Raw genomic sequence first — 17,829 nt, forward strand, 5'->3', positions numbered from 1 at the left:
GACCTCTTGAGCGGCAGCCCCTACGACGGCCCCCACGGCTCGCCCTGGGCCGACCCCGGCGCCGCCACCGGCCCGGACGCCGTGCTGGCCGGGCTCGACCCCGAGCAGCGCGCCGTCGCCACCGCCCTGCAGGGCCCGGTCTGCGTCCTGGCCGGCGCCGGCACCGGCAAGACCCGCGCCATCACCCACCGGATCGCCTACGGCGTGCGCAGCGGCGTCTACCACCCCCAACAGGTCCTCGCCGTCACCTTCACCGCCCGCGCGGCCGGCGAGATGCGCGGCCGGCTGCGCGAGCTCGGCGTCGACGGCGTCCAGGCCCGCACCTTCCACGCCGCCGCGCTGCGCCAGCTCCAGTACTTCTGGCCGCGCGCCGTCGGCGGCCCCGTCCCCCAGCTCCTGGAACGCAAGGTCCAGCTCGTCGCCGAGGCGGCCGGCCGCTGCGGCCTGCGCGTCCAGCGCACCGAACTGCGCGACCTCACCGCCGAGATCGAGTGGGCCAAGGTCACCCAGATCGCCCCCGAGGACTACCCCGCGGCCGTCGCCAAGTCCGTCCGCGAAGCCCCCCGCGACCCGGCCGAGACCGCCCAGGTCTACCGCGTCTACGAGGAGACCAAGAGCCGCCGCGGCAACATCGACTTCGAGGACGTCCTGCTGCTCACCGCGGCCATCCTGGAGGACCGCCCGGACATCGCCGACCAGGTCCGCTCCCAGTACCGGCACTTCACCGTCGACGAGTACCAGGACGTCTCCCCGCTCCAGCAGCGCCTGCTCGACCGGTGGACCGGCCCCGACGGCGGCGCCAGCCTGTGCGTCGTCGGCGACGCCAGCCAGACCATCTACTCCTTCACCGGCGCCACCCCCGACTACCTGCTCGGCTTCCGCACCCGGCACCCCGAGGCCACGGTGGTCAAGCTGGTCCGCGACTACCGCTCCACCCCCCAGGTCGTCCACCTCGCCAACGGACTGCTCTCCCAGGCCCGCGGCGAGGCAGCCCGGCACCGCCTGGAGCTCGTCTCCCAGCGCGAGGCCGGCCCCGAGCCGGTCTACACCGAGTACGAGGACGAGCCCACCGAGGCCGAGACCACCGCCCGGCGGATCAAGGAGCTGCTCGCCGCCGGGGTGCGCGCCAGCGAGGTCGCCGTGCTGTTCCGCACCAACGGCCAGTCCGAGGTCTACGAGCAGGCCCTCGCCGACCTCGGCGTCCCCTACCAGCTCAAGGGCGCGGAGCGGTTCTTCGAACGCCCCGAGGTCCGGGACGCCGGCGTGCTGCTGCGCGGCGCCGCCCGGGCCTCCTCCGACCCGCTCACCGACGACGCGCCCGACCTGGCCGGCCAGGTCCGCGCGGTGCTGGCCGCCCGCGGCTTCACCGCGGAGCCCCCGGCCGGCTCCGGCGCCGTCCGGGACCGCTGGGAGTCGCTGGCCGCCCTGGTCCGGCTGGCCGAGGAGTTCGAGCGGACCCGCACCGCGGCCGGCCAGGACACCGACCTCGCCGCCTACGTCGCCGAGCTGGACGCCCGCGCCGCGGCCCAACACGCCCCGGCCGTCGAGGGCGTCACGCTCGCCTCGCTGCACGCCGCCAAGGGCCTCGAATGGGACGCCGTCTTCCTGGTCGGCCTCACCGAGGGCACCCTGCCGATCATCTACGCCAAGACCGACGAGCAGGTCGAGGAGGAGCGCCGGCTCCTCTACGTCGGCGTCACCCGGGCCAGGAAGCACCTCACGCTGTCCTGGGCGCTCTCCCGCTCCCCGGGCGGCCGGGCGAGCCGCAAGCCCAGCCGCTTCCTGGACGGGCTGCGCCCCGGCTCCTCCGCCCCGGGCGCGCGCACCGGCGCGCGAGGCGGGCGAGGGGGCGTCGAGTCCGGCGAGCGCTCCGCCGCGCGACGGGTCCGCGGCCCGGTCAAGTGCCGGGTCTGCGAGAAGGTGCTCACCGAGGCCGTCGAACGCAAGCTGCGCCGCTGCGAGAGCTGCCCGTCCACGATGGACGAGGGGCTGTACGAGCGGCTGCGCGAGTGGCGGGCCGGGCGGGCCAGGAAGCAGGGCGCGCCGGCCTACGTGGTGTTCACCGACGCCACGCTGATGGCGATCGCCGAGGACGTGCCCGCCAGCCGCCAGGAGCTGGCGGTCATCTCCGGGGTCGGCGCCATGAAGCTGGACAAGTACGGGGCGGCCGTGCTCTCGTTGTGTGCGGGGGAGGAGCCCGAGGAGGAACCGGACGGTGTCGAGGACGGCGATCCGGCCGATCCGGCGTGAGCCGGTCCGGGCGCGGTCCACGGGGACTGTCCGGGCGGCTTCGGAACCCGTCGTGCTACGTGCCGAAGAACTCGCGTGAAAAATAGTTTGCGCCACGTACCGGGAGCGCAATAGCCTGCCGGAGCGGTCAAGGGGACGCGGTCGCACGGGGTCGAACCTGTGCCGATCTCCCCTCGCCCCACAGCTTTACCGAGACAGACATCCGAACATTCGGAGCCAGGGAGACCAGGCTCCGCGAGACGCCGAGAGGAGGCGAAGACAGTGGGAAACATCATGATCACCAAAATGACTGGCCAGACCGTTGTCGCTGCCTCCGTGCGTGCCGCCCGCCTGCGGGTGCTCGCCGAACTCGGTGGAACCGGTCTGGGTCTCGACGCCACCGGTGTCTTCGTCGTCCCCGCTGTCAGTGGCCTTGGGCACACTGATCTGTGCTTCACGAGCAGCAGGAACGTCGACGGCGCCTCCGTCGAGACCGGTCTGTCCCGCGATTGGGCGTCGTTCGGCACGTCGCGCTCCCTGCGCGACGAGCGACCGACCGAGGCACCGAAGGCAGCAGTAGCCGCCGCCATGCATGGCGACTATGCGCAGGTCATCGGTGCCGGAAACACCCAGAAGCAGAACGAGCAGCAGATTAACCAGGCCGTCGGCGCCTTCACGGGCGCCAAGGCCATCCGGATGTGGGCCTTCCGCGGCCCTGAACCCTGGAGAGAACTAACCTGAGCCAGCCTCAGGTCGGCACCTCCAGGGCCGCGGAACCCGTCACACCGGGATCCGCGGCCCTTCTGTTTTGTCCGGTACGCAAGACCACCCCAGGCCCTCCGGGGCCTCCGGCCCAGCACCACCAGTCACCTGGGCCGGAACCACTGAGAAGACGAGGAAGACGCCCACAGTGTCCACGGTCATCACGCCGCCCACCCCGTCCGTACCGCAGACAAGCCAGATCCCCAAGGCCGACCAGGCCGACCCCCCGGAGGTTCTTTCCATGCAGCTCAGCTCGATCGAGCAGGCCGAGTCCCTCGGTCTCCCCATCCCCTGCCGCGCCTTCGACCCCGAGGTCTTCTTCGCCGAGACGCCCGCCGACGTCGAGTACGCGAAGTCCCTCTGTGGCACCTGCCCGGTGAAGGAGACCTGCCTGGCCGGCGCCCTGGAGCGGCGTGAGCCGTGGGGCGTCTGGGGTGGCGAGCTGTTCGTCCAGGGCATCGTCGTCGCCCGCAAGCGTCCCCGTGGCCGTCCGCGCAAGACCGAGGTCATGGCGTGAACCCCGCCCACGAGGCCAGGGCCATCCGTCGGGGAGAGCAGCCCCCGCTGGACAGCGCCCTCCGCCGATCCGTGCGGATCGCCGCCGCCAAGGCCGACGCCGCAGCCCGCATCCCGTTCCCGAGCAAGCACCACGAGCAGGACCACGACATGAACCCCGCCGCCGTCGATCCCACCGCCCGCGCAGAGCAGGCCACCGAACTTCAGACCCAGAACAGGATCCTCGAGATGCAACTCATCCACGAATCCCTGGCCCGTGCCCATATGCAAGACAGGATGCACGAGGCCGAGAACCAACGGCTCGTCAGCCGGGTCATCCGGGCCCGCAAGCTCAGGCAGCGGGCCGAGCGGGCCTCGCTGCGGGCCCGCAAGGCGCTCGCCGTCGCGCTGATGTAGCAGGGCCCCGGCCCTCACCGGACCCTGATCCGGGCCCCGTCGTGCCGCAGGCCGCTCCCCACCGGTGGGAGCGGCCTGCGGTCGTTGGCGCGTGCTGCGGTTGTCGTGCTGGTGGGGTCAGTCCTTGCGGAGCCGGGCGGGTCCGGCGTCCTCGCGGGCCGGACGGGCCTGCTTCGTGGCCTTCTCGGGCTTCGCTGGGGACGGCCGCTCGGCGAACTCGGGCAGCCACGCCAGCATCTCCGCGCGGAACGGCGCCCTGGCACCCAGCTGGCAGAGCACCCCGATGGTGCTCAGCGTCACCCGGTGGATCAGCAGGTACGCGGGCGGCAGGTTCAGCTGCTTGCCCAGGTTGTAAGCGGGCGAGCGCGGATCGGCGATCCGGGCCGCCTGGGCGCGCATCCAGGTCCGGGTGAAGTGGAAGTTCTCCACCGCGGCCGGCTCGATGATCGGCAGCAGGTAGTCCAGCACCGCGTCCGGGTCCAGCTTGATCGAGGGCTTCACGAAGCCCTCCTCGCGCAGCATCCGCAGCACGCCCGCGGCGTCCCCGGCCAGCGCCATCCGCAGCGAGGCCCCGATCGGCGCGGGCAGCCCGCCGGGCAGCCGGTCCACGGTGCCGAAGTCCAGCACGCCCAGCCGCCAGCCCGACACCGGGCCGTCGTCCTTCAGCAGCCGGAAGTTGCCCGGGTGCGGGTCCGCGTGCAGCAGGCCGGTCCGGGACGGGCCGGCGAACAGGAACCGGGCCAGCAGCTGCCCGGCGCGGTCGCGCTCCTCCTGACCGCCGCCCGTGATCACCTCGGCCAGCGGGGTGCCGGCCATCCACTCGGTGACCAGCACCTGGTCGGCCTGGGCCACCACGCCGGGCACCACGATGTCCGGGTCACCCGCGAACTCCTCGGCGTGCCGGCGCTGGGCCTGCGCCTCCAGCTCGTAGTCCAGCTCCTCCGCGACGCGCTCGCGCAGCTCGGCGATCAGCGGCTTGATGTCCAGCCCCGGGATCAGCGGGCCCAGCAGCCAGGCCACCCGGCTCAGCTGCGAGAGGTCCGCGAGCAGCGCGTCGCCCGCGCCCGGGTACTGCACCTTGACGGCGACCTCGCGGCCGTCGTGCCAGACCGCCCTGTGCACCTGGCCGATCGAGGCGGCGGCCGCGGGCCGGTCGTCGAACTCCAGGAACAGCTCGCGCCAGTCGTCCCCGAGCCGCTGGGCGAGCGCGGTGTGCACCTTGGCGGCGGGCATCGGGGGAGCGGCGTCCTGGAGCTTGGTGAGCGCCGCCCGGTACGGCCCGGCGACCTCCTCGGGCAGCGCGGCCTCGAAGACGGACAGCACCTGCCCGAACTTCATCGCCCCGCCCTTGAGTTCGCCGAGGACCTTGAACAGCTGGTCCGCGGTGGCCTGTTGGAGTTCGGCGGTGACCACCTCGGCGGACCGGCCGCCGATCCGCTTGCCCAGGCCGAGCGTGGCGCGACCGGCTATCCCCAGCGGCAGGGCGGCGAGCCGTGCCGTGCGGGTCACTGCCTTGCGCGGAAGATCGCTCACCCCAGGCCTCCATTCCCCGGCCCCCGGTTCCGGGCGGCCGACCATCTCTACGCCATTGTGCCCGCTCCCCGCTGTCGGCCCCGCGGAATTCCGCGGGGCGGGGCCGGGAGTGCCGTCCCTTTGCGGGGAGTTGGGGGGCTTGGTCCGGTGGAGCCGGTGGGGGCCTTCGGTGGTTCGGCGTAGGAAGTCGGCGGCGTCGACTTCCTACGCCGGGGTGTGATGTTGCTCGCTTCTTCGGGGCCCCCTCCCCCCCACCCCCCCCACCCCGCCCGCCCACCACCCGCCGCACCCTCCGCCCGCACCCACCTCTCACCCGGCCCGCGCCCCGCCCAGGGCAGGGCGCGGGCGATCAAGCGGGCTCCGGCCGCCGCCGGCCGTCGGCTCGCACGGCCGGTGGCTCACCCGACCGTGGGCTCGCACGGCCAGGCGTCCGCCCGGGTCATGTGCCGTCCCGGGGCCGGGTACGGCGGCTGCCGAGCCTCGCAGCCGCCGGACCCCAGCCCGGGGACGGAACCGTCGTCCTCCCTCCTCCGTCGTCCGTCCTCACCTCCTCACGCCGGCGGCAACGGCTGCCACAGGCACCCGCAGTCCGGATGCCCGCGGAGCCGCAGCCGCCGGAGCATCCCGTCGCTCGCCGACACCTCGCACCACCCGTCCACGCTCGGCGGCCGGCCCCCGTCCAGGTAGACCTGCGCGTGCAGGGCCGCCAGGCCGGCGACGGCCGTCGCCAGGGCCGTGTCGCAGGCCGGTGTCCTGGCCCGGCCGGGGCCGCCGTCGGCCAGCTGGGCGAGGACCCGCGGCCAGGCCGCGTCCTCGTCCTCCCGCCGCAGCACCAGGCAGTGCCCGCACGCCGACATTCCCGGGATCACCAGCGGTCCGACGACGCCGAACTCCTCGACCACGCCCACGTACAGGTGCGGCACTCCGGCCCGGAGCAGCAGCCGGGCCTCGTACGTCCCGCCCGCGAAGGCGGCGCTGCCGTCCCGCGGTGCGAGGACCACGAAGTCCGGTGGCGGGTCGCCGGGCTTCCCCCGTGGCAGCGGTGCCGGCTTCCGGCCGGTGGCCCGCTGCACCACCTCGCGGGCACAGGTCGAGCGCAGCCGCCCGATGTCCTCGGGCGGCAGCCCCGCGGGCGAGCAGTCGTCGGGCTTCACCCGGCCGCTGTCCGTGACGGTGACCGTGCCCGTGCCGCCGGCGGCGAGCACCGCCGCCACCGCGGCGCCGACCCGGCCCGCGCCGCGTACCTCGATCCGCGCGTCGGCCCGGCGGCCCAGGATCGCCGGTGCGGCGCCGGGGCCGGAGTGGACCAGGGAGAGCGAGGCGAGGTCGGGGCCGAGCAGGGCCCGGTGCGGATCGGGGAAGCGGGCCAGGGCCCGGGTGGCCGCGGCCGCGTCGTCCAGCAGACCGGTCTCCTCCAGGTCGGCGAGCAGGGCGTCGGCCGGTTCGCGGCCGAGCCCGATGCGTTCGCCCTCGCTCAGGAGCTCCGGTCGGTCGCGCGTCCCGTCGAGCAGCGCGAGGAAGTCGCAGAGGGTCTTGTCGGCGTTGCCGAGGACCCCGGCGAACCGGGTGACGGTGCCGAACTGCAAGGTCTCCGAGTCCCGCCAGCTGCGGGACAGGGCGGGCTTGAGGGCGAGGTGCACGACGATCTCCCTTCCGATCGTTTCCGGACGGCTGACCGCAGCTTGCCCCATCGCGCCGATGTCGTGCGGAATGTTATCCACAGGACTGTGCACATGATCACCCGATCTGTTCGCGCACCCTGTGGATAACTGGCCATCCTCTCCGGCGTCGGTTTCCGGACACCCGCTGTCGACTTTTCGTTCCCGATCACTCCATGAAAGATTCCGGCCATGGCAGCGGACTTCTGTCCGTGGTACCGGGTAACGTCGTGTGCCATGGCAGCCGAGCGGGACTTCCATCCACCGGCGTCGCGTCGGCGTGCCCGTGCGGCGTCCGGGTCGCAGGTCGCGACGCCGAACACGCGCGGGCGCCCGGACCAGCGGCAGCAGCCGGGGCCGGCGTCACCGCAGGCGCCGCCCACCGGCGCCGTTCCCCCCGAGCCGCACGACCGCAGCCGGGTCGAGGTGCGCCGCAGCGCCCGCCGCAGCCGTACCGTCTCCGCCTACCGCGAGGGCGACCGCACCGTCGTGCTGATCCCGGCCCGGATGTCGCACGCGGAGGAGCAGCGCTGGGTCGCGCAGATGCTGGAGAAGCTCGCCGCCCAGGAGTCCCGGCGGATCCCCGGGGACGAGGCCCTGATGGCCCGGGCCCGCGAGCTGTCGGCCGCCTTCCTGGACGACCGGGCCCGGCCCAGTCAGGTCCGCTGGGTCACCAACCAGAATTCGCGCTGGGGCTCCTGCACCCCCAGCGAGGGGACGATCCGCCTCTCCCACCGCCTCCAGGGCATGCCCGAGTACGTGCTGGACTACGTGCTGCTGCACGAGCTGGCGCACCTGCTGGTGCCGGACCACGGCCCGGCGTTCTGGGCCCTGCTGGAGGCCTACCCCCGAACCGAGCGGGCCCGCGGCTACCTGGAGGGTGTGGTGTCCGCCGCCCGGCTGCCGCACATCCCCGGCGCCCGGCACGCCCCTGCGGGGCCGGCCGGGCCCGACCCGGCCGCCTCCTGCGGCTGAGGCGGGGCAGGTGCCCGGGCCGGGCGCCACGGGCCGGGACCGACCGGAGGAACGACGGAAGGGGGCGTGGACCGACAGGTCCGCGCCCCCTTCCGTCGTCGCACCTCAGCCGGTCAGCTGCCGCGCCCTGGCCACCAGGTCGCGCACCGAGTGGTCGGTGAGCTCGGGCAGCCGGTCGTAGTCGAACCAGCGCAGGTCCAGCGACTCCTCGCTGATCATCGCCTGCGCGCCGGCCGGGGCCAGCGCGATGTACTGGACGTCCAGGTGGGTGTTCTCCGGCCGGTCCTTGCCGGTGCAGCGGACCAGGTGCCGGTCCAGCTTGGCCGGCACCGGGGCGCCGCCGGCCTCCAGCAGCACCAGGTCGGGGATGCCGGACTCCTCGACGGCCTCACGCAGTGCGGCCGAGGCGAGGTCGCGGTCACCGGGCTCGCAGTGCCCGCCCATCTGGAGCCACATGCCGACCTTGGGGTGCAGGGTGAGCAGCACCCGCCCGGCCGCCGGGTCCACGACCGCCGCGCTCGCGGTGATGTGCGCGGGCAGGCAGGAGCGGAAGAGGCCGTCGGGCCGGGTGGCGAGGTGCTCCAGGTAGTCGAGCCGCAGCTGCTCCTGGTCCTGGTCGGCGGGCCGCCACCCGGTCAGCGTGCGGACGGCGTCCGCGTGCAGGCCGGTCGCGGGAGCCCCGGTCGCGGGAGCCCCGGTGGTCGTCATGCGGTCGGCCCGCCCTTTCCGTCGGTGCCGTCCTCGTCGTCCTTCGGCTGCTCGCCCTGCTCGGTGAGGTCGGGCTTGCCGGCCGCGGCATCGCCGAGCAGCTTGTCGAACGCGTCGAAGTCGATGCCGCCCTCCAGGCCGTCGGCGGAGTCCCGGTGCACGAAGGCGTCCGGGTCGTCCAGGCCGGCGGCGGTGGGCAGCATGTCCGGGTGCTCCCAGAGCGCGTCGCGGCCCTCGACGCCGCGGGCGTCGGCGAGCAGCGCCCAGAGCCGGGAGGCGTCGCGCAGCCGTCGCGGGCGCAGTTCCAGGCCGACCAGGGTGGCGAAGGTCTGCTCGGCGGGCCCGCCGGCCGCGCGGCGGCGGCGGACGGTCTCGCGCAGCGCACCGGCCTGCGGCAGGTGCGGCTCGGCGGCGGCGTGCACGACGGCGTCGACCCAGCCCTCGACCAGCGCGAGGGCGGTCTCCAGGCGGGCCAGCGCGGCCTTCTGCTCGGGGGTGTCCTCGGGCTGGAGCAGACCGCCGGCCAGCGCGTCCTGGAGCGCCTCCGGGTTGCTCGGGTCGAGCTGGCCGACCAGCTCCTCCATCCGGGAGGTGTCGACCTTGATGCCGCGCGCGTAGGCCTCGACGGCGCCCAGCAGGTGGGCCCGCAGCCACGGCACGTGGGCGAAGAGGCGCTGGTGGGCGGCCTCGCGCAGGGCGAGGTAGAGGCGGACCTCGTCGGCGGGCACGCTCAGGCCCTCGCCGAACTCGGCGACGTTCTGCGGCAGCAGCGCGGCCTTGCCGGCCGGGGCGAGCGGCAGGCCGACGTCGGCGGAGCCGACCACCTCGCCGGCGAGGGCGCCGAGCGCCTGGCCGATCTGGGTGCCGAACATGGCGCCGCCCATCGAGCGCATCATGCCCATCAGCGGGCCGGCCATGGCCTGCATCTCCTCGGGCAGGACGCCGCCCATGGCGTTGCCGACCCGCTCGGCGACCGGGTCCACCAGGTCCTTCCAGACCGGGAGGGTGGCCTCGACCCACTCGGCGCGGCTCCAGGCGACGGCGGTGCCGGCGCCGGAGGGGAACTCGGTGGCGCCGTCGAGCCACAGGTCGGCCAGGCGGACGGCCTCGGCGACGGCGGAGCGCTCGGCGGCGCTGACCGAGCGGTCCTTGCTCTTGCCCTCGGCGGGCTCGGCGACCACGGTCTGGCGGGCGATGTTCTTGGCGAGGTCCCAGTTCACCGGGCCGCCCTCGAACGAGAGCATCTGGCCGAGCTGCTGGAAGGCGGCGCCGAGGTCGCCGGGGTTCATGCCGCCGAACATCGCGGCGAAGGGGTTGTCGGCACCGGCGCCGCCGGGGCCGCCCGGGGCGCCGGGCATGCCGAAGATCGCGCCGAAGGGGTTGCCGCTCCCGAAGCCGAACGGCGGCTGACCGCTGTCCGCCGGGTCCTGGTCCTTCTTCTTCTGCGCGTCGTCGGGCTTGCCCTTGCCGTCCTCGGGCTCCTCGGGCGGAACGCCGAATCCGAAGGGAAGGTCGCTCACGGGGTCCTCGATCCGGTCGGCCGTCATACGGGTGTGGCGGTGAAATCTGCGCCCGGGGCGGCGGCGGAGTGGGGGACTCGGGGGCGGCTCCCGCGCGGCAGGCCCGCGCCGGGTGCACCGCCGGGCCTTCGCCTCGGGCAGGATGGACGTACGTGACACACGTCCGTACGCACATAAAGCTAACCGTGGAGGATGGCCGGTGAGTTCCCCGCCCTCGGACGTTCGCTCTGGGCTGACCGGAGGAGAGGACGCGTCGGACACCACGGCGTCGCCGCCTCCAGCCTACGGCGGACGGCCGCTGACCGTGGCCGTGACCGGCGCCGCGGGCGTGCTGGGCGAGCGGGTCGCCGCCCGGCTGGTGGCCTCGCCGCACGTCCGGAAGGTCCTCGCGGTGGACGACCGCCGCGGCGACGTCCCCGGCGTGCAGTGGCGGGTCCTCGACGTTCGCGACCCCGCGGTGGCCGAACGGCTCTCCGGGGTGGACGTGGTGGTGCACCTGGCGATGGACTTCGGGATGGAGTCCGACGCGCGGGCCCGCAGCGCCTACAACGTGCGCGGCGCCCAGACGGTGCTGACCGCGGCCGCGGCCGCCGGGGTGCACCGGGTGGTGCTGTGCACCTCCGCGATGGTCTACGGCGCGCTGGCCGACAACGAGGTGCCGCTGGCCGAGGACTCCGAGCTGCGGGCCACCGAGGAGGCGTCACTGGTCGGGGACCTGCTGGAGATCGAGCGGCTGGCCCGCCGGGCGCCGCGCGCCCACCCGGGCCTCCAGGTCACGGTGCTGCGGCCGGCCGTGGTGGTGGGCCCCGGCGTGGACACCGTGCTGACCAGGCACTTCGAGGCGCCCCGGCTGCTGGTGGTGGCCGGATCCCGGCCGTGCTGGCAGTTCTGCCACGCGGACGACCTGGCGGCGGCGCTGGAGTACGCGGTGCTGGGCCTGGTCGAGGGCGAGGTGACGGTCGGCTGCGACGGCTGGCTGGAGCAGGAGGACGTGGAGCGGCTGTCCGGGATCCGGCGGATGGAGCTGCCGGCCTCGCTGGCGCTCGGGACGGCGGCGCGGCTGCACCGGCTGGGCCTGACCCCGGCCCCGGCCGGGGACCTGGCGTACACGATGTACCCGTGGGTGGTGTCCGGCAGCAGGCTGCACGAGGCGGGCTGGCGCCCGGCGCACACCAACGAGCAGGTGCTGGCCGAGCTGCTGGCCCAGGTGTCCGGCAAGCACGCGGTGGCCGGGCGCCGGCTGGGCGGCAAGGAGGCGGCGACCAGCCTGGGGGCGGCCGGGGCGACGGTGGCGCTGGTCGGTACCGCGGCGCTGGTGCGCCGGGCCCGCAAGCGGCGCAGGTTCTGACCGGCCGGGGGCCGCGGACGGCACTTCCCGCGAGGTGAAATCCGCGTGTCGCGGCGTGGAAAGGGCTTGCCCCGGGCCGTCCCGGATGGGGAATCATGGGGGCATGTCCGAGAACCACGACCCCATCCGGCTGCTCGCCATCCGTGACACCCCGCTCTCGCTGGACGAGGTGTACGAGGCGGTCGGCGACGACGCGGCCGGCGGCACCACCGTGTTCGTCGGGACGGTCCGGGACCACGACGGCGGCAGGTCGGTCTCCGCGCTGGAGTACAGCTGCCACCCCACCGCCGAGCGGGAGATGCGCCGGATCGCCGAGAAGGTGGCCGCGGACTTCCCGGTCCGGGCGCTCGCCGCGGTCCACCGGGTGGGCCGGCTGGAGATCACCGACAAGGCCGTGATCGTCGCCGTCTCCTGCGCCCACCGCGGCGAGGCCTTCGCGGCCGCCCGCCGGCTGATCGACGACCTCAAGCACGAGGTGCCGATCTGGAAGCACCAGGTCTTCGCCGACGGCGAGGAGGAGTGGATCGGCGCGGGCGGCTGCTGAGACCGGCCGCGGTGCCGCGGAACCGATCGGCACACCTCGTGCGTCCGTCGGGTCAGGCGCGCCGGGGCCTCACACGAACGGGTCTGCGACGGCGCCCCGGATACTCCCTGGAAGTGAGCCGATCGGCCGTCCCGTAACCCGGACGGCGCCGGCCGCGTTGTCCGCCGGAGTGGTTAATCTGCTCATAGACACGACGAGCTGGGAGTGCTGGTATGGGTGTGCTCGCCTGGTTGATCATTCCGATTGTCGCCGTCCTGGTCGCCGCCCTCTGGGCGGGGTGGGCCCAGCGGGCCCCGCGGGCGACCGGCGACCCGGCCTCACTCGCCGAGCACCGGCGCTTCATGGACGCCATGGAGCGCACCACCGCGGGAGCGGCCGCCCCCGGTGAGCGTTCCGGCAGGTAGCCCGGCGGGCACCGGGTCAGCCCCGTCCCGTACTGTCGAGGCATGCCACGCCGCTCCGCGACGATGCTCGCTGCCACCCTGCTGCTCATAGCACTGCTCTGCGTCTCGGTGCTGATGAAGGTGCCGTACACGGAGATGAGCCCGGGGCCGACGTACAACACGCTGGGGAACCAGGGCGGCAAGCCGGTGATCAGCATCAGCGGGCACGAGTCGTACCCGACGGACGGGCACCTCAACATGACCACCGTCCAGGTCACCGGGGCCAAGTACGAGCCCAGCCTGGTCAACGCGGTGGTCGGCTGGCTGCGGGACGACGTGCTGGTGGTGCCGCACGACAACGTCTACCCGAAGGGGCAGTCGGACGCGGACGCCAAGAAGCAGAACGCCGAGGAGTTCGCCTCCTCCGAGGACAGCGCCCGCACCGCGGCGCTCAAGCAGCTGGGCATCCCGGTCGGCAGCGAGCTGATCGTGAAGTCGGTCACCGCGGGTGCGCCGGCCGAGGGCAAGCTGCACGCGGGCGACCAGATCGTGGCCGTGGACGGCACACCGGTCGGCGGGGTCGACCAGGTGGTGGCCGCCGTCACCAAGCACAAGCCGGGCGAGTCCGTGGTCTTCACCGTCGTGCCGCGGGTCAAGGACGCCGCCGGCGGCACCGCCGCGGCCCCGGGCGGGAAGACCGACGTCACCGTCCCGACCGTACGGGCCAAGGACCTCGACCCGAAGGCCCCGGCCGAGCGGGCCGAACTCGCCGTGGTGGGCATCGGCACCGGACTCAGGCACACCTACCCGTTCCAGATCGACATCGGCCTCCAGGACGTCGGCGGCCCGAGCGCCGGCCTGATGTTCTCGCTCGGCATCATCGACAAGCTGACCCCGGGCGGCGACCTCACCGGCGGGAAGTTCGTCGCCGGCACCGGGACCATCGACGACGACGGCAAGGTCGGCCCGATCGGCGGCATCTCGATGAAGCTGATCGCCGCCAGGGACGCCGGGGCCGAGTACTTCTTCACCCCGTCCTCGAACTGCGCCGAGGCCACCAAGAACACCCCGTCCGGGCTGACCCTGATCAAGGCGGACACGCTGGACGGCGCGCTGAAGTCGCTGGAGCAGGTCCGCTCCGGGCAGACCTCCGCGCTGCCGTCCTGCGCCGCCTCGTAGCCGGCCGGACAGCGGCCTCGCGGCCGCCTCGCAGCCACCGAGCCACCGCCGGGGAGGCCGGTCGGGGAAACCGGTCGGGAAAGGCGTCAGGCGAAGGTCGCCAGCAGTGCCTCGGTCAGGCCGGGCACCAGGTCGGGGCCGGTCAGCACCTCGCGGGCGACGTCCTTGGACCGCAGCCGCAGGGCGATCTCCTTCTTGCCGTCGCGCAGCACCGCGGCGGTGATCCGCACCTCCTCGCGCTTGGGGTGGTTGGCCACCCACTCGGCGAGCTGGGTGTCGTTGGCGCCCCGCGGACGGGACTGCTCGGCGCCCGGCGGCAGCATCAGGCGCTCGACGACCAGGGCGCAGCCGGCCACGGAGTCGGGCCAGGCGATGGTGCCGAGGAACTTGTCGAGCTCCATGCCGGCCGGCAGCTCGTCCTGTTCGATCGGGGTGAGGCCGGCCTCGTCGCCGTCGGCGAGGCCGAGCTGCTTGGCGATCTTCGGGTTGGCCTTGCGCAGGGCGGCGCTGTCCACCAGGGCGAACAGCCGGGCAGGGAGGTCCCAGCCGAGGGTGGAGGCGTACTCGTCGATCTCCAGCGCGGCCCGGGTCAGCGGGGTGGCGGCCGGGAGCTTGGAGACGTCGTCGGGGGAGTTGTTCAGATCAGACGCGTCGGACATGTCTCAATCCTCACACGCCGGGCGGGACACGCTCGCCGGGTGGTGCGGCGGGACGGCCCCGGGCGGCCCCGGGACGGGCCGGGAGGGCCCGGGGAGGGCCCGGTGCGGACGGCCGGCGGCGGGCGGAAGTCGTAACCGTCTGCTAACGGTGGGAACTCGGCCAAAGCCTGGTTAAGTTGCTCTGACGACCGAACGAATCCAGACGACACAGCCGAGGTGCCACCGTGGTCTTCCAGATGCCCGAACGCTCAGGGCCGGGTTTCCGGCGAAGGGTAGGCCCGCCCTCCCGGCGGGCGCGGGTGGCCCTGCTGACCCTGGGCGTGCTCGCGGTGCTCTTCCTGCTGTTCGTCATGTTCGCGGGGTTCTGGACGGACTGGCTGTGGTTCAGGTCGGTCCACTTCTCCTCGGTGTTCACCACCCAGCTGTGGACGAAGACCGGCCTGTTCGCCGTGTTCGGCCTGCTGATGGCGGTGATCGTCGGCTTCAACATCTGGCTGGCGCACCGGCTGCGGCCGCCGCTGTCGGCGATGTCGGTGGAGCAGCAGAGCCTGGACCGCTACCGGTCCGGCCTGGCGCCGTTCAAGCGCTGGGCGCTGATCGGCGTTTCGCTGGTGATCGGCCTGGTGGCCGGTGCCGCGGCGTCCGGGCAGTGGCGGACCTGGCTGATGTGGACGAACTCGACCTCCTTCGGTGAGAAGGACGCCCAGTTCGGCATGGACGTCTCGTTCTACGCCTTCGACCTGCCGTTCTACGAGTTCGTGCTGGGCTTCGCGTTCAGCGCGGTGATCGTCTCGCTGCTGACCTCCGCGCTGGTGCACTACCTGTACGGCGGGCTGCGGCTCCAGGGCCCGGGCCGCCGGGCGAGCGCGGGCGCGCAGGGGCACCTGGCGGTGCTGCTGGGCGTGTTCGTGCTGCTGAAGGCCGTCGCGTACTGGCTGGACCGGTACGCGCTGGCCGTGAAGACCGGCTCCTACAAGGGCGTCTCCGGCTGGACCGGGCTGCGCTACGTGGACGCCAACGCGTTCCTGCCGGCCAAGACCATCCTGTTCTTCGTCGCGATCATCTGCGCGGTGCTGTTCTTCCTGACCCCGATCCGCCGCACCTGGGCGCCGGCCCTGATCGGCCTGGGGCTGATGGTGCTGTCGGCGGTGCTGATCGGCGGGCTGTACCCGGCGATCGTGCAGCAGTTCCAGGTCAAGCCGAACGAGCAGGCCAAGGAGACGCCGTACATCCAGAAGAACATCGACGCCACCCGCCAGGCGTACGGGATCGCGGACGCGCAGACCACCCCGTACTCCCCGCAGGGCACCACCAACTCCGAGGCGCTCAAGCCCGACGCGCAGACCATCTCGGACATCCGGCTGCTGGACCCGAACGTCGTCTCGCCGGCGTTCCAGTCGCTGGAGCAGCAGCGCAACTACTACGCCTTCCCGAACACGCTGGACGTGGACCGCTACGGCACCGGGCAGGACAAGCAGGACAGCGTGATCGGCCTGCGCGAGCTGGACCTCAACGGCGTGCAGCGCAACTGGATCAACGACCACTTCAAGTACACCCACGGCTACGGCGCGGTGGTCGCCAAGGGCAACCAGGTCGACGACAAGGGCCAGCCGGTCTTCACCGAGTCGGGCCTGCCGGCCACCGGCACGCTGGGCGACTACCAGCAGCGGATCTACTACGGCGAGAAGACCACCACGTACTCGATCGTGGGCGGCTCCAACAAGGAGATCGACTACACCGATCCCAAGACCGGCCAGAACGCCGAGACCACGTACGAGGGCAACAGCGGTGTCTCGCTGGACAACCCGCTGACCCGGGCCGCGTACGCGGTGCGCTTCGCCGAGCCGCAGATCCTCTACGCGGGGGCGATCACCGACGGCGCCAAGGTGATCTACAACCGGACGCCGAAGGAGCGGGTGGAGAAGGTCGCGCCGTGGCTGTCGATCGACGCCGACCCGTACCCGGTGGTGCAGGACGGCCGGGTGCTCTGGGTGCTGGACGGCTACACCACCTCGGACGGCTTCCCGTTCGCCTCGAAGACGACGCTGGGCGCCGCCACCAAGGACTCGCTGACCAACCAGCGCGGTGAGCTGCTGACCGCCGCCAACCAGGTCAACTACATCCGCAACTCGGTCAAGGCCACGGTGGACGCCTACACCGGCGAGGTGAAGCTCTACCAGTGGGACGAGAAGGACCCGGTGCTGAAGACCTGGATGAAGGCCTTCCCCGGCACCGTGGAGGCGAAGGCGGACATCCCGCAGACGCTGCTGCCGCACCTGCGCTACCCGCAGGACATGTTCAAGGTGCAGCGCGACCTGCTCGGCCAGTACCACGTCACCGACGCCAACTCCTTCTTCAACGGCAGTGACATCTGGCAGGTCCCGGTGGACCCGAGCAGCGACACCAGGCAGGTCCAGCCGCCGTACTACGTGACGGTGCGGATGCCGGACACCAACACCGCGAGCTTCTCGCTCACCAGCACCTTCGTGCCGAACCAGCGGCCCAACCTGGCGGCGTTCATGGCCGTCAACGCGGACCCGGGGGACGACTACGGGAAGATCCGCATCCTGAAGATGACCGGCGAGAGCGGCGCCCCCGGCCCCGGCCTGGTGCAGTCGAAGTTCAACTCCCGCCAGGAGGTGGCCAACCAGATCTTCGCGCTGAAGAGCGGTGGCGACGCCGAGCTGGAGTACGGCAACCTGCTGACCCTGCCGGTCGGCGGCGGACTGCTCAACATCGAGCCGGTGTACGTGCGGGGACGTGGCGCCAAGTACCCGACGATGCAGAAGGTCCTGGCGGTGTACGGGGACGACAACGTGGCGTTCGAGGACACCCTGGAGGCCGCGCTGAAGAAGGTGTTCGGCGGGGCGCCCCCGTCGACCACCCCGACCGCGCCGTCCGCGCCGACGACGCCCACCAGCCCGACCACACCGACGACGCCCACCACGCCGGCGCCGGGCGGGACGATCTCGCCGGAGCTCCAGAAGGCGCTCTCGGACGCGGAGAAGGCGTACGGAGACAGCCAGACCGCGTTCAAGAACGGTGACTGGGTGGCCTACGGCACCGCCCAGAAGGCGCTCGGCGACGCCCTGAAGGCCGCCGAGGCGGCCCGCGGCGGCAGCCCGGCGCCCGCCCCCGGCGGCACTCCCGCCCCGGGCGCCACCGGCGGCGGATCACCCGCGCCGCAGCCGTAGCCCGCTGAGCTGCGGTAACCGTTTTCCGTTCCACCCCGCGCCCGTGCTATGGTTTGTCCAACGGCGCGGGGTGGAGCAGCTCGGTAGCTCGCTGGGCTCATAACCCAGAGGTCGCAGGTTCAAATCCTGTCCCCGCTACAAAGGCCAGAGGCCCGGAGGATCATTCCTCCGGGCCTCTGGTGTTTCCGTCACCGTTCTCACCCGGAAGCGGCGGGAACCGCTCCG

15 protein-coding genes and 1 tRNA gene are annotated in these 17,829 nt (G+C 73.1%); 11 read left to right on the plus strand and 5 right to left on the minus strand.

All coding sequences use genetic code 11. From position 1 onward, the window contains the following. Positions 1-81: 81 nt before the first annotated feature. The 4 genes from ACIQOW_RS12545 to ACIQOW_RS12560 all read left to right on the plus strand — a co-directional run bounded on the left by ACIQOW_RS12545 (position 82) and on the right by ACIQOW_RS12560 (position 3,903). Entirely contained in the window at positions 82-2,250 is a 2,169-nt protein-coding gene (locus ACIQOW_RS12545) for an ATP-dependent DNA helicase UvrD2 (RefSeq protein WP_401083739.1), read from the plus strand. A gap of 273 nt (positions 2,251-2,523) precedes the next feature. Further along, complete coding sequence (locus ACIQOW_RS12550) at positions 2,524-2,970, plus strand: hypothetical protein (RefSeq protein WP_401083359.1); 447 nt, start codon at positions 2,524-2,526, stop codon at positions 2,968-2,970. 169 nt (positions 2,971-3,139) lie between these two features. Further along, positions 3,140-3,508, plus strand: a complete 369-nt coding sequence (locus ACIQOW_RS12555; protein WP_401083361.1) for a WhiB family transcriptional regulator — start codon at positions 3,140-3,142, stop codon at positions 3,506-3,508. Continuing rightward, positions 3,505-3,903: a hypothetical protein gene (locus tag ACIQOW_RS12560; protein WP_317620264.1), complete on the plus strand. Its 399-nt coding sequence runs from the start codon at positions 3,505-3,507 to the stop codon at positions 3,901-3,903. The genes ACIQOW_RS12555 and ACIQOW_RS12560 overlap by 4 nt, the downstream gene beginning before the upstream one ends. A gap of 117 nt (positions 3,904-4,020) precedes the next feature. Here the strand turns inward: ACIQOW_RS12560 and ACIQOW_RS12565 are convergent, their stop codons facing one another. After that, complete coding sequence (locus ACIQOW_RS12565) at positions 4,021-5,436, minus strand: ABC1 kinase family protein (RefSeq protein ID WP_401083363.1); 1,416 nt, start codon at positions 5,434-5,436, stop codon at positions 4,021-4,023. Positions 5,437-5,987: 551 nt separating this feature from the next. Beyond that, complete coding sequence (locus tag ACIQOW_RS12570) at positions 5,988-7,076, minus strand: TOMM precursor leader peptide-binding protein (RefSeq protein WP_401083364.1); 1,089 nt, start codon at positions 7,074-7,076, stop codon at positions 5,988-5,990. Between the two features lie 255 nt (positions 7,077-7,331). On the opposite strand from ACIQOW_RS12570, the gene ACIQOW_RS12575 reads away from it, so the two are divergent. Beyond that, a complete protein-coding gene (locus ACIQOW_RS12575) occupies positions 7,332-8,069 on the plus strand; it encodes a M48 family metallopeptidase (protein ID WP_401083366.1) in 738 nt (245 codons plus the stop codon). Between the two features lie 105 nt (positions 8,070-8,174). On the opposite strand, the gene ACIQOW_RS12580 is transcribed toward ACIQOW_RS12575, so the two are convergent. Beyond that, positions 8,175-8,777, minus strand: coding sequence for an NUDIX hydrolase (locus tag ACIQOW_RS12580; RefSeq protein WP_401083368.1), 603 nt, complete (start codon positions 8,775-8,777; stop codon positions 8,175-8,177). Then, on the minus strand, positions 8,774-10,297 hold the full coding sequence (locus ACIQOW_RS12585) for a zinc-dependent metalloprotease (protein WP_401083370.1): 1,524 nt from the start codon (positions 10,295-10,297) through the stop codon (positions 8,774-8,776). The genes ACIQOW_RS12580 and ACIQOW_RS12585 overlap by 4 nt, the downstream gene beginning before the upstream one ends. A 199-nt stretch (positions 10,298-10,496) precedes the next feature. On the opposite strand from ACIQOW_RS12585, the gene ACIQOW_RS12590 reads away from it, so the two are divergent. The 4 genes from ACIQOW_RS12590 to ACIQOW_RS12605 all read left to right on the plus strand — a co-directional run bounded on the left by ACIQOW_RS12590 (position 10,497) and on the right by ACIQOW_RS12605 (position 13,751). Beyond that, complete coding sequence (locus ACIQOW_RS12590; protein WP_401083371.1) at positions 10,497-11,645, plus strand: NAD-dependent epimerase/dehydratase family protein; 1,149 nt, start codon at positions 10,497-10,499, stop codon at positions 11,643-11,645. Between the two features lie 103 nt (positions 11,646-11,748). Next, complete coding sequence (locus tag ACIQOW_RS12595) at positions 11,749-12,189, plus strand: molybdenum cofactor biosynthesis protein MoaE (protein WP_401083373.1); 441 nt, start codon at positions 11,749-11,751, stop codon at positions 12,187-12,189. Positions 12,190-12,419: 230 nt separating this feature from the next. After that, positions 12,420-12,593 (plus strand): hypothetical protein, encoded by a 174-nt coding sequence (locus ACIQOW_RS12600; protein ID WP_223244787.1) that lies wholly within the window; start codon positions 12,420-12,422, stop codon positions 12,591-12,593. A gap of 42 nt (positions 12,594-12,635) precedes the next feature. Next, complete coding sequence (locus tag ACIQOW_RS12605; protein ID WP_401083376.1) at positions 12,636-13,751, plus strand: PDZ domain-containing protein; 1,116 nt, start codon at positions 12,636-12,638, stop codon at positions 13,749-13,751. An 86-nt stretch (positions 13,752-13,837) separates the two neighbouring features. On the opposite strand, the gene ACIQOW_RS12610 is transcribed toward ACIQOW_RS12605, so the two are convergent. Then, the gene (locus tag ACIQOW_RS12610; RefSeq protein ID WP_401083378.1) at positions 13,838-14,410 is read right to left on the minus strand and encodes a PPA1309 family protein; all 573 of its coding nucleotides are present in this window, start codon (positions 14,408-14,410) and stop codon (positions 13,838-13,840) included. Positions 14,411-14,646: 236 nt separating this feature from the next. On the opposite strand from ACIQOW_RS12610, the gene ACIQOW_RS12615 reads away from it, so the two are divergent. Next, positions 14,647-17,604, plus strand: coding sequence for a UPF0182 family protein (locus ACIQOW_RS12615; RefSeq protein WP_401083741.1), 2,958 nt, complete (start codon positions 14,647-14,649; stop codon positions 17,602-17,604). A gap of 64 nt (positions 17,605-17,668) precedes the next feature. Further along, positions 17,669-17,742, plus strand: a tRNA-Met gene (locus ACIQOW_RS12620). Positions 17,743-17,829 lie beyond the last annotated feature (87 nt).

This window comes from Kitasatospora sp. NPDC091335, assembly GCF_044757205.1.
Taxonomy (GTDB): domain Bacteria; phylum Actinomycetota; class Actinomycetes; order Streptomycetales; family Streptomycetaceae; genus Kitasatospora.

What these genes read in the sequence shown, in the direction of transcription:
- ACIQOW_RS12550 (WP_401083359.1), top strand. Translation starts at nt 2,524, where the DNA reads ATGATCACCAAAATGACTGGCCAGACCGTTGTCGCTGCCTCCGTGCGT.
- ACIQOW_RS12575 (WP_401083366.1), top strand. Translation starts at nt 7,332, where the DNA reads ATGGCAGCCGAGCGGGACTTCCATCCACCGGCGTCGCGTCGGCGTGCC.
- ACIQOW_RS12580 (WP_401083368.1), bottom strand. Translation starts at nt 8,777, where the DNA reads ATGACGACCACCGGGGCTCCCGCGACCGGGGCTCCCGCGACCGGCCTG.
- ACIQOW_RS12595 (WP_401083373.1), top strand. Translation starts at nt 11,749, where the DNA reads ATGTCCGAGAACCACGACCCCATCCGGCTGCTCGCCATCCGTGACACC.
- ACIQOW_RS12605 (WP_401083376.1), top strand. Translation starts at nt 12,636, where the DNA reads ATGCCACGCCGCTCCGCGACGATGCTCGCTGCCACCCTGCTGCTCATA.
- ACIQOW_RS12610 (WP_401083378.1), bottom strand. Translation starts at nt 14,410, where the DNA reads ATGTCCGACGCGTCTGATCTGAACAACTCCCCCGACGACGTCTCCAAG.
- ACIQOW_RS12615 (WP_401083741.1), top strand. Translation starts at nt 14,647, where the DNA reads ATGCCCGAACGCTCAGGGCCGGGTTTCCGGCGAAGGGTAGGCCCGCCC.